At 37.3% G+C, this 14,196-nt stretch carries 14 protein-coding genes and 1 pseudogene; 5 read left to right on the top strand and 10 right to left on the bottom strand.

Annotated elements, in window-relative coordinates; genetic code table 11:
- The first annotated feature begins 11 nt into the window (after nt 1-11).
- On the top strand, nt 12-1,313 hold the full coding sequence (locus tag LGB01_00775; GenBank protein ID MCB4752759.1) for a (Fe-S)-binding protein: 1,302 nt from the start codon (nt 12-14) through the stop codon (nt 1,311-1,313).
- Between the two features lie 54 nt (nt 1,314-1,367).
- On the opposite strand, the gene LGB01_00770 is transcribed toward LGB01_00775, so the two are convergent.
- The 3 genes from LGB01_00770 to panB are packed head-to-tail and all read right to left on the bottom strand — an operon-like array spanning nt 1,368 to nt 4,227.
- Nucleotides 1,368-2,399: an AI-2E family transporter gene (locus LGB01_00770; GenBank protein ID MCB4752758.1), complete on the bottom strand. Its 1,032-nt coding sequence runs from the start codon at nt 2,397-2,399 to the stop codon at nt 1,368-1,370.
- Complete coding sequence (gene ruvB, locus LGB01_00765; protein ID MCB4752757.1) at nt 2,392-3,402, bottom strand: Holliday junction branch migration DNA helicase RuvB; 1,011 nt, start codon at nt 3,400-3,402, stop codon at nt 2,392-2,394. The genes LGB01_00770 and ruvB overlap by 8 nt, the downstream gene beginning before the upstream one ends.
- Nucleotides 3,403-4,227, bottom strand: a complete 825-nt coding sequence (gene panB / locus LGB01_00760) for a 3-methyl-2-oxobutanoate hydroxymethyltransferase (protein ID MCB4752756.1) — start codon at nt 4,225-4,227, stop codon at nt 3,403-3,405. It lies immediately after the preceding gene.
- 103 nt (nt 4,228-4,330) lie between these two features.
- On the opposite strand from panB, the gene trpA reads away from it, so the two are divergent.
- A complete protein-coding gene (trpA, locus tag LGB01_00755) occupies nt 4,331-5,071 on the top strand; it encodes a tryptophan synthase subunit alpha (GenBank protein MCB4752755.1) in 741 nt (246 codons plus the stop codon).
- 7 nt (nt 5,072-5,078) lie between these two features.
- On the opposite strand, the gene LGB01_00750 is transcribed toward trpA, so the two are convergent.
- The gene (locus LGB01_00750; protein MCB4752754.1) at nt 5,079-5,294 is read right to left on the bottom strand and encodes a hypothetical protein; all 216 of its coding nucleotides are present in this window, start codon (nt 5,292-5,294) and stop codon (nt 5,079-5,081) included.
- Nucleotides 5,295-5,390: 96 nt separating this feature from the next.
- On the opposite strand from LGB01_00750, the gene bcp reads away from it, so the two are divergent.
- From bcp to tsf, 3 genes and pseudogenes are all read left to right on the top strand, one after another.
- A complete protein-coding gene (bcp, locus tag LGB01_00745) occupies nt 5,391-5,873 on the top strand; it encodes a thioredoxin-dependent thiol peroxidase (GenBank protein MCB4752753.1) in 483 nt (160 codons plus the stop codon).
- Nucleotides 5,874-6,123: 250 nt separating this feature from the next.
- Nucleotides 6,124-6,870: pseudogene (rpsB, locus tag LGB01_00740) on the top strand (30S ribosomal protein S2).
- Nucleotides 6,871-7,138: 268 nt separating this feature from the next.
- Entirely contained in the window at nt 7,139-8,194 is a 1,056-nt protein-coding gene (gene tsf, locus LGB01_00735; GenBank protein ID MCB4752752.1) for a translation elongation factor Ts, read from the top strand.
- Between the two features lie 93 nt (nt 8,195-8,287).
- Here the strand turns inward: tsf and LGB01_00730 are convergent, their stop codons facing one another.
- The 6 genes from LGB01_00730 to dxr form a co-directional block, all read right to left on the bottom strand.
- A complete protein-coding gene (locus tag LGB01_00730) occupies nt 8,288-8,524 on the bottom strand; it encodes a helix-turn-helix domain containing protein (GenBank protein ID MCB4752751.1) in 237 nt (78 codons plus the stop codon).
- 78 nt (nt 8,525-8,602) lie between these two features.
- A complete protein-coding gene (queF, locus tag LGB01_00725; protein MCB4752750.1) occupies nt 8,603-8,980 on the bottom strand; it encodes a preQ(1) synthase in 378 nt (125 codons plus the stop codon).
- 47 nt (nt 8,981-9,027) lie between these two features.
- Nucleotides 9,028-11,343, bottom strand: coding sequence for a DNA topoisomerase (ATP-hydrolyzing) subunit B (gene gyrB, locus LGB01_00720; GenBank protein MCB4752749.1), 2,316 nt, complete (start codon nt 11,341-11,343; stop codon nt 9,028-9,030).
- A 150-nt stretch (nt 11,344-11,493) separates the two neighbouring features.
- Complete coding sequence (tsaD, locus tag LGB01_00715) at nt 11,494-12,507, bottom strand: tRNA (adenosine(37)-N6)-threonylcarbamoyltransferase complex transferase subunit TsaD (GenBank protein MCB4752748.1); 1,014 nt, start codon at nt 12,505-12,507, stop codon at nt 11,494-11,496.
- Nucleotides 12,508-12,555: 48 nt separating this feature from the next.
- Nucleotides 12,556-13,083, bottom strand: coding sequence for an alpha/beta hydrolase (locus tag LGB01_00710; protein ID MCB4752747.1), 528 nt, complete (start codon nt 13,081-13,083; stop codon nt 12,556-12,558).
- 39 nt (nt 13,084-13,122) lie between these two features.
- Entirely contained in the window at nt 13,123-14,193 is a 1,071-nt protein-coding gene (gene dxr / locus LGB01_00705) for a 1-deoxy-D-xylulose-5-phosphate reductoisomerase (GenBank protein ID MCB4752746.1), read from the bottom strand.
- Between the last annotated feature and the right edge of the window lie 3 nt (nt 14,194-14,196).

The following is a 14,196-nucleotide window of genomic DNA, read 5'->3' as shown; positions in this document are numbered from 1 at the left end:
GGATATATTTTATGATAGCATCCAAAGAGCTATTTAACTTCACCGAAACCAGTGATGCTTGCATTAAATGTGGTAAGTGTATTCCTGTCTGTACAATTCACCAAATTAATCCTGACGAAACTACTTCTCCTCGTGGATTCATAGATCTTCTTGGGGCTTATCAGCATGGACATCTGCCACTAGATAGGAATGCTAAAAATATTTTTGAAAGCTGTTTTTTATGTACTAATTGTGTCGATGTTTGTCCTAACTCTTTGGCAACTGATATGGTTATTGAAGAGGTACGTGCAGACCTTGCTGAAAAGTATGGTATCGCTTGGTTCAAAAAAGGATTCTTCTTTCTGCTTAGGCATCGTAAAATAATGGATTTTGTAATGAAATTTGGCTTCATGTTCAAAACCTGTGCACTTGCCAAAGATGACAAAGACAGAGGACTGCGTGCACGTTTCTCTCTACCTATGATGAAAAAAGGACGGCTCATCCCCTCTATGATGAAAACTAGCTTCCTTAATAAATATTCTGAACATATTTCTGCATCCAAACCAGAAGAAAAAAAACAGAAAATTGCTATCTTCATTGGTTGCTTGGCAAACTATAACTATGAAGGTATTGGTGATAGTTTAATCAAAATACTCGAAATACTCAATATTGAAATTTTTATTCCTAAAAAGCAACTTTGCTGTGGTGCACCAGCATATTTTACTGGTGATATCAACTCAGTAGAGTACATGACCAAGAAGAATATTGAATATTTTGAAAGTTTTATGGAAGAGTATGATGCCATGCTAATCCCAGAAGCAACTTGTTCAGCAATGGTGAAACATGATTGGCAAGTCTTTTTTAAAAATCATAAAATGCCGGAGTGGGAAGCACGTGCAAAAAAAGTAAGCAAAAAAATCCATATGGCGACCGCATGGTTGCATGATAATACCAACCTTAAAGAAATGCTGGCACAAAAGGGTAAAAAATTTAATGATATTGTTACCTATCATGACCCCTGCCATGCTAGAAAAGTACAAGGTATTTACGAGCAACCCAGAAACCTCCTCAGCCCCAACTATCCAATGGTAGAAATGTCAGACTCCAATCGATGCTGTGGTTTTGGAGGAGTAACAATGCAAACAGAAAAATTCCATTTTGCACAAGCTGCAGGAAAACCAAAAGCTGCAATGATTAAAGAAACCAAAGCACACTATGTTAGTGCAGAGTGCTCTGCCTGCCGTGTACAGATAAATGAAGCAATGAATAATGCCAATGTTAAAACAGTTTTTAAAAATCCCTTAGAGTTAATTGTGGAAGCATTAAAAGAGTAAAAAGCTCAAAAAAACAGACAATATGTACTATATTGGGCAACAACATATTGCGACCTAATCCTCTTCATTCTCTTCAGAGCAATTTAAATACACCTTTGTAATCGCAATTAAAAATGAAGTAATCGCAGGACCAAGAATCATTCCCCAAAATCCATAAGTATTCATCCCTGCAAAAATAGAGAAGAAAATTAGTATAGAGTTAATCTGAAGTGCACTCTTAAGAAAATTTTTCTTGATAATCTCAATAATCATTGGCTTAACAAATGTATCAGCAACGATAGAGACAACTATCACCGAATAAGAAGCAATCATCAATGCTATTTGTGTATCGATCTTTGTCCAAACATAAAGTGAAACTGGTACCCAAACAATTACTCCACCAATAATAGGAACCAAAGATGCAAACCCATAAATCACACCAAAAAAGATCCCATTAAAGCCAAAATAACTCATCATAGCACCAAACAGAAAGCCTTCAAAAATTGCCGTTACAATAACAGAATAGAAAACAATCTCCATTGTTGTGGAGATCTCCTTTATTATCTTTTCCCCTTTTTGTGGTGTTACTGGCAGTAATTCTAAAATTGTATCAAAGAACCTATTTCCATAGTAGTTAATAAAAAAGTAAAAAAATACCACAAAAAGCATATTTTTCATAAAACCTAATCCTTTGCCTCCTACCATAGTTGCATAGGTTGTAGATTCTTGGATATATTTAGTAATATGCTCATCACTCATATATTGATAAGCTATCTCCTTAAAAAAGGGAATATCTTGTACAAGCACTCTTAGTGCCGAAAGTGTCTCTTGTACACCTTGCTTATCAATCTCAGCAATATAGCTTACACCTATTGTTGCCAAATAGACAATAGGTACAAAAAGCAACAGTGTCATCAATAGTGTTGAGATTCCTGAAGAGATTTTTGCACAATTGGTAAAATCTGTTAAATGTTTAGTAAGGTTAAAGGTTGCCATAGAAAGCAAAACAGCCACTGCCATAGAGAGTAAAAAAGGCTGGTAAACACTATAAGCTCCCATAAGACCCAAAATAAATAATGCGGTAATCATTAGTTGAGTTTTAGTCATTAAAAAATCCTTTATTGATATTACCTAGCTTGAAATGTTCATAACTTTTTTGTGTTGCAATGCGTCCACGAGCTGTTCGTTCCACATAACCATTGGCAATTAAATAGGGTTCAATGACATCTTCAATTGTTCCCTCGTCTTCACTCAATGCTGCCGCAATAGTACTTAACCCCATTGGACGATTCTTGGCATTTACCAATAGCTCTAAAAATTGAATATCTTGTTCATCAAAACCTAAATGGTTTACTCCTATTTCATCAAGTGCATAATGTGCCCGCTCTAAAGTTACCTCTACTTCATCAAATACTTCAGAAAAATCACGCACCCTTCTTAGAAGCCTCAATGCAATACGTGGTGTCCCTCTGCTACGTCGAGCAATCTCTGCTGCAGCATCTTTATGTATTGGTTTTTCTAACTTATATGCTGCTTGATCTATAATTTGAGAAAGCTCTTGAGGTGTATAAAATTGCATTCTAAAGTGCATTCCAAAACGTTCACGCAATGGACTACTCAACATTCCTGCTCGCGTTGTTGCTCCAATGAGTGTAAAGCGTGGTAGGTCTATCTTAACAGTCTGTGCTGCAGGACCACTACCAATAATAATATCAAGCCTAAAATCCTCCATCGAAGGATAAAGTATCTCTTCAACTGACGGAGAGAGACGATGGATCTCATCAATAAAAAGAATATCTCCCTCTTCTATATTGGTTAACAGTGCGGCAAGGTCACCCGTCTTTTCAATCATAGGTGCGGCTGTAGTTTTAATATTTGCACCCATCTCTGTAGCAATAATATTTGCCAGTGTTGTCTTTCCTAGTCCGGGAGGACCAAAAAAAAGAGTGTGATCAAGTGCCTCTTCACGACGTCGGCTTGCCTCTATAAAAACATGTAAGTTCTTCTTAATCTTCTCCTGACCAATATACTCCTCCCAACCACTTGGGCGTAAACTTACTTCATAAGAAGTTTCACTGTCAAAACGCTCAATCTCAACCATTCTTTCCATCTACTTTTTACTCCAGTAGGTGTGTTCATCTGCAGGAAATGTTCGATTTTTTACTTCATCAACATACTGCTCCAGCCCTTTTTGAATCTCTTTAGCACCATTGCAATATTGTTTAACAAATTTAGGAGAAAAGGCTTCAAAAAAACCAAACATATCAGACCATACCAATACTTGTCCATCAGTGGTATTGCCTGCACCAATACCAATAGTTGGTACATTAATCGCTTCAGTAATACGTTTGGCTGCTTCAGAGTTGACACCCTCTACCAATACAATTTTTGCACCAGCAGATTCAAGTGCCAAAGCATCCTCTACCAATACCTCCACATCCATTTCATTTTTTCCTCGTACCTTATAGCCACCCTCGCTCCTAACATGCTGTGGCATGAGACCAATATGTGCTACCACGGCAATACCATTACTTGAAAGGGATTTTATAATAGATGCTTTCTCTTTACCACCTTCAATTTTAACTGCATCGGCACAAGTTTCACGATAGACACGTGCTGCATTTTTAAGTGCCTGCTCAGGTGTCAAATAGGAACCAAAAGGCATATCAAAAACAATACAAGCAAGTTTTGCACCATTGCAAACTGCCCGTGTATGGTAAATCATCTGATCCATTGTTGCCGAAAGTGTATCAGGTTTGCCATAAAAACTCATATTCAAACTATCCCCGACCAATATCATCTCGACCTGTCCATCAAAAAGTTTTGCAAAGAGTGCATCGTAAGCAGTTACCATCGTAATAGGCTCTTTACCTTTCATTTTTGTAATTGTAGAAAGAGTAATTTTTTTTTCAATATTTTGGGTCTGGGTACTCATGTTTTCAATCTTTTTGCCTCATTTGTCCTGCATTCTTTAGCAGAGTTTTAATATTTTACTGATTTTATCATATAATGTTAAAAATTATGTAAAAGAGTTCTATTTGAAACAATTAGTCGCCTATATTACCACTGGATTTCCTTCTATTAACTTTACTATTGATGTTGCATTAGCACTGGCAGAAGCAGGAGTCGATACTCTTGAGCTTGGTATACCTTTTTCTGATCCAGTTGCAGATGGTCCAGTCATTGAAGCTGCCAATCTCAAAGCTTTACAGAGTGGCTTCAGACTCCAAAAACTCTTTGATGCTTCTTTAAAAATAGCACCCCATATTGACACACTTTGGATGGGCTACTTCAATCCCTTCTACCATAAGGGAATGGAAACCTTTATCAATGAAGCCAACAAAGTAGGCGTTAACGGTTTTATTATTCCTGACTTGCCTTTTGAGGAAGCACAACCTTACAAGCCAATAATCGAAAAGGCAGGGCTCAACCTCATTGATTTTATCGCTCCAACCGATTCGCGTAAACGCATTAAACAGATTGTTGCTGGAGCAAAAAAATTTATCTACCTTGTTGCTTATGCTGGTATTACAGGGAAAGGGAAAAGTGAAAATTTACAAGAGGTTATTGCTGATATCAAAACATTTACCAATACACCAGTCTATGTTGGCTTCGGAGTTGACCAACACACAGCAAAAGAAAAAGCCAAAGGGGTCGATGGGGTTATTGTTGGTTCGGCATTTGTCAAAGTGCTACTTAATGAGAGCCTAAGCGGTACACAAAAAATCACAGAGATTGCCACAATTGCCAAAGAGATTAAAGAGAAAATTAATATATAGTCTTACTCTATTCATACTTTTTGAACTGTTCTAGCCATACTTTGTCTTCATCTGAAAGCATATTGACTCGTTCGAGTAATTTTGATTTGATATTCTCAAGATCCTTCATACTTAAGTAGGAGAGCAGATTAGGACTAATAGTTGGTTCCTCTTTACCATATGCAATAAGCTTGTCAATCTCTTCAAGAAGTTCTTCCTTGGATTGCAGATTTTTTTTATTCATTTTGCTATACTACCAAAAATTAGTGAAGAGTTTTATATATTTTCATTCAAAAAAACTTTTTACTACAATTGATATATTATTTCATAGGAGTTAATAATGCTAAATATTGGTGATATGGTACCTCATTTTTGTCTACCAAACCAAGATGAGGAAGAGATTTGTCTGCGAGATGTTAGAGGCAAATGGATTGTACTCTACTTTTACCCCAAAGATAATACCCCAGGGTGTACAACTGAAGCATGTGATTTTACTACGGTATTACCAGACTTTGAAGACCTTAATGCCATTGTACTAGGTGTCAGTCCTGACAGCCCAAAGAAACATAGAAATTTTATTGAGAAAAAAGGGTTAAAAATTATGCTACTCTCTGATGAAGAGAAAGAACTTTGTACTCTCTTTGGTTGTTGGCAACTTAAGAAAAATTATGGACGCGAGTATATGGGAGTGGTACGCTCCACTTTTATCATCGATCCTAATGGAAAAATAGCTTCCAAGTGGGAAAAAGTACGTGTAAAAGGGCATGCTGGAATAGTGAAAGAGAAATTAGTGGAGCTTCAAATAGCAACAAAACAACTTTAATATAAAACGCTTTTATAGACTTTTTTCTTTACCTCTCTCTTCCTTTTGTCATAAATTTAAAAATATTTCGGTATAATCGCGTTCCTTATTCTTTAACAGGGCTATCTATACAATAGTTTGAATTTGGAAAATACACATGTAGTTATTCCTTGAATGGTTGCGTTTTGGCGCTAAGGACTACAGAGGATCAAACCAGGTGTTGAAGCAGTGTGCTTCTCAAATTATATATTAATATACCAAGGAGATAATTATGGTAACCATGAAAGACTTACTAGAGTGCGGTGTTCACTTCGGACACCAGACAAGAAGATGGAATCCAAAAATGAAGAAATTTATTTTTGGTGCAAGAAAAAATATCTATATCATCGACCTCCAAAAGACACTCAGGTATTTCAAATATACATATAATATTGTTCGTGATGCGGTGGCAGAAGGACAAACTGTTCTTTTTGTTGGCACAAAAAAGCAGGCACGCCAAGCAGTTAAAGAGCATGCCGAGAGATGTGGCATGCCTTACGTTGCAACAAGATGGCTTGGTGGCATGCTGACAAACTACCCAACTATGAAAAAATCTATCAGAAAACTTGAAATTATCGAACAGATGGAAGAGAATGGACAGCTTGATCTTTTAACAAAAAAAGAGGCACTGATGCTGCTCAGGAAGAAGGAGAAACTCAACTCTTACCTTGAAGGTTTCAGACATATGAAAAAGTTGCCTGAAATGATGTTTGTTGTTGATGCGGTTAAAGAACATATTGCAGTCAAAGAGGCAAAGAGGCTGGGCATGAAAGTGGTTGCACCACTTGATACTAACTGTGATCCTGATGTAATTGACTATCCTATTCCAGGAAATGATGATGCAATCCGTTCTATCAACCTTTTCTGTAAAGAAATTGCAGAGGCAATCATTGAAGGCAAGGTAGCATTTTCTGAAATAAATGGTGAAGATGTTGAAGAGGTACCAAGCTCCACAGAAGTAGAGCAAGTAGTTTCTGAAGTCAAAGAGGAGGCATCTGTTTCCCCTAAAGCAGAAACACCAACAATAGAAACACCAAAAGCCAAAAAGAATGAGGGCGACAACCTAACGCAACTCAAAGGTGTGGGAAAAGTCTATGCCGAGAAACTTAATAACGAGGGTTTCTATACGTTTAATGACATTGCAAGCATGACTGAAGAGCAAATTCAAGTAATGGAAGAGAAGCATAAATTTAAAGGTGACTTTAAAGAAACTATTACACACGCAAAAGAACTAGTGGAGGCATAGTATGGCAAATTTTGGACCAAAAGATATCAAAAAACTTCGCGAAATAACTGATGCGGGAATGATGGATTGCAAAAAAGCTCTTACTGCTGCTGAAGGTAATATAGATAAAGCAATCGAATGGCTTAGGGATCAAGGTATTGGTGCAGCTGCAAAAAAAGCAAGCAAAACTGCTGCTGAAGGTGCCATTGGCATTAAAGTCGAAGAGTCTAAAGCAGTTATTGTAGAGATCAATTCCCAAACTGACTTTGTAGCACAAAATGATAAATTCAAAGCACTGATGAGTGAAGTCGTTGAGCATGCATTTAACAATAGTCTTGAAGATGCTGAAGCAATCAATGCTTCCACAATAAATGGTCAACCATTTTCTGAGTTCCTCGCTCAAAACATTGCTATTATTGGTGAAAATCTTGTTGTCAGACGTGCAGCACTCATTAAGGGTGATGAAAAAACAGCTATAAGTGGATATGTTCACTCAAATGGTCAAAATGGTGTTATTATTGCAGCCACATGTGAAGATACACAAACTTGCGAAAAAGTAACACCTATACTCAGAGAAATTGCGATGCATGCAGCTGCAATGGCACCAAAAACACTTACATATAAAGATTTTGACCCTGAGTATGTTTTGGAAGAAACTAAAGGACGCATAGAAGCAATTAGAAAAGAAAATGAAGAACTTGAGCGTCTTGGAAAACCACTCAAAAATATTCCTCAGTATATCTCAAGAATGCAACTTACAGAAGAAGTAATTGTGGCAGCAGAAGAGGTGATTAAGGCAGAGCTTAAGGCAGAAGGAAAGCCCGAAAAGATTTGGGATAAAATCCTTCCTGGCAAGCTCGAAAGATTTATCTCTGACAATACAACACTTGATCAGGAGCAGTGCCTACTTGATCAGAAGTTTGTAATGGATGATTCTAAAACTGTTTCTGAGTACTTTGAAGAAAAATCTGATGGTAAAGCAAAAATTATAGTATTTACTAGACTTGAAGTGGGTGAAGGTATCGAAATTGAAGAGGAAGATTTTGCAGCAGAAGTTGCAAAACAGATGGGCGCATAAGCCTCCCTCTTCTTCTCTATAAGCATATCTTCTATTTTTTTTTAAATATTCCTCTTCATAAATATACATTTTAATCATAGTAATATACAGCTTTCAAGTTAAATGTTTTGGTGGCTGCTCAAGAAGAACCCAGTTCATGTTAATATTGTATTTTTTACAAAAGTTAGCAATTGCTTCATAGGGTACCTTATTGCGTCGTTTAATAACAGCAAAATATTGAGGGCTCAGCCCAAGTACCTCTGCAATATCTTTATCTTTAATTTTTGACCGCTGATGGTGTTGACTCAAAATAATTTTAAGCCGTGCCAGCACATCTGAAAAGAGTATCATACCTCTCCCTAAAATTAGAGTAGGCTATAATACTTCAAATAGATACAAGAGTATAAAAAAATGTCAAATTGGCATATATTAAAATTTTTTAGAATCAATCTCAATAACAGTATGAACATTTCCTCTTGGATTAAAATCTGCAATAAGCTTCATGGATTTTGGTTTGAGTTTTGCATAAAGAGTATCAAAAATATCATTTGCTGCGTTTTCATGTGAAATATAACGGAACATAAAAGAGTTAATATAAAGCTTCAATGCTTTAAGCTCTATCACTATCTTATCAGGCACATAAGAGAGCTTTAGTGTGGCAAAATCTGGATAACCAGAACGAGGGCATAGGCACATAAATTCAGGTAATTCGATATTGATAGTATAATTTTTTTCATGATCATTTGGCCAAAAATTCTTATCTGTATTGATATCAAACTCTTTTATTTCTTTTTCACCATACTTCATAAGTGTCCTTTAGTGGTTTGTACCAACTAACTAAAAAAGAATATAAATTATACATCTAGGTGTTTTACATCTTTTGCATGCTGTTCTATGTAGTTTCTTCTTGGTTCAACCTCATCACCCATAAAGAGAGTAAAGGTATCGCTTGCCTCATCAAGATCATTAATTTTAACTTGAAGCAGTACTCTATTTTCTGGTGTCATGGTAGTTTCCCAAAGCTGATCAGGGTTCATTTCTCCTAAACCTTTGTAGCGCTGAATATAAGCACCTTTCTTAGCACTAGATTCTACTTTGGCAAATAGTTCAAGCAGGTCCTTCTCTTTAAACTCATCAGTAATGTGTTCCTGAATTTTCTGATAGATATGAATTGCTTCATTATAATGTGGATTAGTAAAGAGGACGTCATCAACAATCAACTCCTCTAGACCGTCATTGGTCTGCACAAAATAGTGTAAACACTCTTCAGTCACATTTTTGTTGAGGATATTGTATCCAAGCCCAATAATATATGTTTCAAGTATTTTTGCCAGTGCTTTGTTGTTTGTTGAAATAACATCAGGAGTTTCAATCATATATCGGAGTACTTCAACTAGTGCAAAGCGCTTTTCAATCTCTTTGAGAGTCATACGATAATAGGCAACCAACTTGAAAAGATCGATAAGATCATTGCGACCCATAGTCGTACTCTCAATGGCATCAATCCCATTCTCAATAAGGAAGTCATTGAGCACTTTGTCGTCTTTAAGGTAGGTTTCATTCTTTCCTTTCTTATAACGGTAAAGTGGCGGCTGTGCAAGGTAGAGATAACCCTTCTCAATAACAGGACGTAAAAAACGGAAGAAGAAGGTCATCAATAGAGTTTGAATATGGCTCCCGTCAACATCGGCATCAGTCATAATGATAATCTTGTGGTAGCGCAACTTCTCTTCGTTGAACTCATCTCCAATTCCACATCCAAGTGCGGTAATCATATTTTTGATTTCATCAGATTTAAGAATTTTCTCTAGTCTTGCTTTTTCAACATTGAGAATCTTACCTTTTAGCGGTAAAATTGCTTGGAATACACGGTCACGTCCCTGCTTTGCCGAACCACCTGCAGAATCTCCTTCCACTAAATAAATCTCTGAAACCTCAGGATCTTTATTTTGACAGTCAGCAAGCTTACCGGGTAGCGTACCTATACTCATAGAGTCTTTACGCTTAACCAGTTCACGAGCACGCTTGGCAGCATCACGCCCTCGTGCTGCAAGCAATACTTGTGCCATAATTATCTTAGCTTCAATAGGATTCTCTTCAAGATACTTATTAAACCGTTCAGTAAAAAACTTTTGTACTAGCGGGCGCACATAAGAAGAACCCAACTTTCCTTTGGTCTGCCCCTCAAATTGTGGCTCAGGGACACGTACAGAAATAATGGTAACCAATCCCTCTTTGCAGTCTTCTCCAGTGATTTTTGTCCCTTTTTCTTTAGCTGAAGCATTTTTAGAGATATAGCTAGAGAGTGAACGGGTCAACCCTGCTTTAAAACCAGCTTCGTGGGTACCGCCATCAGGTGTTTTAATATTATTGACAAACGAAAGGGTCTTTTCGCTATCAGCATCACAATACATCAAGGCAATATCAATCTCAATATCATCCATCTTTCCTTGAAAAAACTGTGGCTTAGAGAGTGGTGGCTTAGTATTCATATCTTCAACAAACTGCTTAAGCCCACCTTTAAAATGGTAAGTCTCCTTGGTATTATCACGTTCATCTTCAAACTCAATGGTAATACGTGGATTCAGATAGCAGAGCTCTTTAAAACGCTTCATCAAAATCTCTTTTTGGAAAGAGATACTTTCGGTAAAGATGGTTTCATCTGGTACGAATTCTATCATCGTCCCTTTTTTTCGAGTTTTTTTAATTGTTTTGAGTGGTTCTAGAGGAATACCCTTCTGAAAACTCTGCTTATGAATCTCTCCATCTTTAAATACGGTCAAATGGAGATCTTTAGAGAGTGCATTAACAACAGATACACCCACTCCATGCAAACCACCAGAAACTTTGTAGGTATCTTTGTCAAACTTACCACCAGCATGTAGTACGGTCAATACAACAGTAGCAGCAGAAATCTTCTCTGTTGGATGCTCTGCAACAGGGATACCACGTCCATTGTCTTCAATAATTGCTGAACCCGTTTCAGTAAGTGTAACCTTAATGGTATCACAGTGCCCTGCCATTGCTTCATCAATAGAGTTATCAACCACTTCATAGACAAGATGGTGCAGACCTTTGGTCGAGGTATCGCCAATATACATTCCCGGTCTTTTTCTAACTGCTTCAAGCCCTTTAAGAACCTTGATATTACTAGCACCGTATTCTGCCATATTGAAACTCCATTTTTGTAGTTTAAAATAGTATATATTCTAGCAAAATAAACTTACATAAAGTGTGTTGTGTACGGCATTTCACGCTTTTTAAAAAAATATTTTATACATTATTTTGTCATATGCTATCTATTTTTTAGAGGAATCAAATTAAAGAAGATCTCCAGTCTGTTGTTTTTTTGTTACAATAATATCTACTGATCCTGATACAACAAAATTTTCTCTTTCGTAAGCATCTATAGCATAGCGTCCGATCATGGCAGCATTATCAGAACAATACTGCATTGGCACTACATGGAGAGTCTTTCCAAACTCTTTGCAGAGCTTTTCATAAGCAGCACGCAGGTAGAGGTTTGCCGATGCACCACCTACAATAGCAACATCCTTGATGGGCTCAACTTTAAAAACTTTCTTACTCTTTTGTAGCAGATGAAGTTTAACTGCTTTCTGAAAAGAGGCTGCAAGATCACACCTGTCTTGTTCGCTCATTGCCTCTGCTCCACCAAGATTTTCAACAACAAGCCGTACAGCATTTTTAAGACCAGAAAGAGAGAAAGAAATAAGTTTAGAGTTACGCAAAGGAATGGGTAAGCTGAAGCGATCCTCGTCTCCTTTTTGAGCAAGTGTTTCAATAATTGGTCCGCCTGGATACCCCAGTCCCATCATTTTGGCAGTCTTGTCAAAACTCTCTCCTATCGAATCATCCATAGAGGTGGCAAGAATTTTTATTTTTTCAAATCTCTCAACACGTAGTATCATGGTATGTCCACCAGAAATGAGTAGCACTAACATTGGAAAGCATGTCTTCTGTTCAATAAAAAGTGAATAGATATGTCCTTTGAGATGATGCACAGGGATAAGTGGTATCTTTTGGAACATTGCAAGGGTCTTTGCCATGGCAATCCCTTCCAAAAGTGTTACACCAAGACCAGGCTGGTTTGTTACCGCAATAGCCTTAATTTGGTCAAGCCAAGGCTTGGTCTCTTCAAGGATCTTCGGTAGCGCTACTGCATGTAAGCGCGAAGCGAGCTCTGGCACAACTCCACCATAGCAGGCATGCTCAGTCTCTTGTGAAATTTTTTTATGATAGAGTATTTTTTTAGTAGCAATCTCAGTAACAGCAATAGAACTGTCATCACAACTTGATTCGATACTTAAGATCATCAGGGGTACTCCTATAACTTAGCAAAGCATATTGGTATACACTACTCATTATTTCCTCAAAACCAACTTTTCTATCAATTCCCATTTTCCATACCCACTATCAGCATTAATATGTCCAGCACTTTGTATCACACTCAAAAAGGCGCCTATCTGCATTGCAATACCTTCTGCCTCTATCATCTTGACCCACTGATCGTTATCAGAGACAATCATATGTACCTTTTTGGCATAAATATTTTTAGGTACCTCACAAGGAAAGAAAGTCTTGATAGTATTTTCTATAGTTTGTAGACTTGGAGGAGAGACCATAAAGAGTCTCTCTACTGTCTCTATCTCCTCTTGGCAAAGCCAAAACCAAAGGGTATTGGAAAGGGAGTGGCAAACTACAGTATCGGGCTTAAACTTTTCTAGTATAGCTTTAACCTGTTTGATCCAACGATTTTTACTAGGGAAGTGAGGATTGTCAAGCAATGGAAAAGAGACAGTACCATAATTTTTAGCTACTTCACAAGCAAGATGTGCTTGCCAATGAGGAAAATCAGAACCACCCCACCCGTGTAGTATTAGAAGTCTCATAAAAATTCCTTTTGTTCTAGAAAATTCTCTTGTGGGTTCCTATAATAAACTAGCATATTTCCTAACCTCTTGATCTATCTCAATAATCTCTTTAATATCATTTGGTCTAATATCTTCAAAATGCCTATAGGCATTCAGCACAATATCACTCATGCCGAAAAATGAACATTTCTCTTTTTGAAACTTCTCTATAGCAACTTCATTGGCAGCATTAATCACAACTCCTAGATGAGGGTTTTGAAGGATATGCTCCTTGATACTCCAAATAGGGTAGCGTGATGCTTTGATGGGGAAAAATTCAAGAGAACCAATCTCAAGTAGATTTACTGGGGGGAGAATAGATTCTTCAATCTTGTCTCTAAGGGCAAAAGCGATAGGAAGTTTCATATCCACGCCAGCAAAGTGAGCAGTAGTGGAACCATCCTTAAACTCACATAAGGCATGAATAATAGATTTTTTTTCAATAAGAGCATCGATATTATTGGTATCAAAGAACCATTTAGCTTCCAGTATCTCAAAGAGTTTATTGGTCATAGTTGCTGAGTCAATGGTAATTTTATTTCCCATGCTCCAATTGGGGTGCTTTAGTGCATCAGAGAAAGTGGCATCTTTCATCTTCTCTGTTGACCACTCCCTAAATGCACCACCACTAGCAGTAATATAAAGCTTGGAGAAAGAGCGATCGCCCATGAGATACCAAAGCCCAAAGTGTTCAGAGTCAATAGGAACAATATACGACATATCAATAAAAGCACCGGCAACAACAAGGGATTCCTTGTTGGCAAGTGCAACCTTTTTACCAAGTTGTATTGCTTTGAAAGTAGGGGCTACACCTGTGTAGCCCACAAGGGCATTGACAATAGTAGTACTTTGACTCTCTTCAATAACAGAAAGGATTCCTTCTGTCCCAATGTGTACATTAGGGTGATTAACTCTATATTTGTCTGCCTTATTGGCAATAGCAACCATCTTTGGCTTATATTGAACAATCTGCTGGTTGAGCAGGTCTATATTATTGCCTGCGACTAATGCTTCGATTTCAATGTTATAGTCTTTAGCAACAATAAGGGTATTGACCCCAATAGATCCAGTAGAGCCTAAAAGGACAATGGA

The organism is Sulfurovum sp., from assembly GCA_020525365.1.
GTDB lineage: Bacteria > Campylobacterota > Campylobacteria > Campylobacterales > Sulfurovaceae > Sulfurovum.
Note: the sequence above shows the minus strand (reverse complement) of the source record. Positions and strands in the feature narration are given on the sequence as shown.

Coding starts and splice junctions, on each gene's coding strand:
- queF (MCB4752750.1), bottom strand. CDS start 8,980: ATGAAGTATGGTGAAAAAGAAATAAAAGAGTTTGATATCAATACAGAT.
- gyrB (MCB4752749.1), bottom strand. CDS start 11,343: ATGGCAGAATACGGTGCTAGTAATATCAAGGTTCTTAAAGGGCTTGAA.
- LGB01_00710 (MCB4752747.1), bottom strand. CDS start 13,083: ATGAGACTTCTAATACTACACGGGTGGGGTGGTTCTGATTTTCCTCAT.
- tsaD (MCB4752748.1), bottom strand. CDS start 12,507: ATGATCTTAAGTATCGAATCAAGTTGTGATGACAGTTCTATTGCTGTT.
- LGB01_00775 (MCB4752759.1), top strand. CDS start 12: ATGATAGCATCCAAAGAGCTATTTAACTTCACCGAAACCAGTGATGCT.
- tsf (MCB4752752.1), top strand. CDS start 7,139: ATGGCAAATTTTGGACCAAAAGATATCAAAAAACTTCGCGAAATAACT.
- LGB01_00770 (MCB4752758.1), bottom strand. CDS start 2,399: ATGACTAAAACTCAACTAATGATTACCGCATTATTTATTTTGGGTCTT.
- panB (MCB4752756.1), bottom strand. CDS start 4,227: ATGAGTACCCAGACCCAAAATATTGAAAAAAAAATTACTCTTTCTACA.
- bcp (MCB4752753.1), top strand. CDS start 5,391: ATGCTAAATATTGGTGATATGGTACCTCATTTTTGTCTACCAAACCAA.
- LGB01_00750 (MCB4752754.1), bottom strand. CDS start 5,294: ATGAATAAAAAAAATCTGCAATCCAAGGAAGAACTTCTTGAAGAGATT.
- LGB01_00730 (MCB4752751.1), bottom strand. CDS start 8,524: ATGATACTCTTTTCAGATGTGCTGGCACGGCTTAAAATTATTTTGAGT.
- ruvB (MCB4752757.1), bottom strand. CDS start 3,402: ATGGAAAGAATGGTTGAGATTGAGCGTTTTGACAGTGAAACTTCTTAT.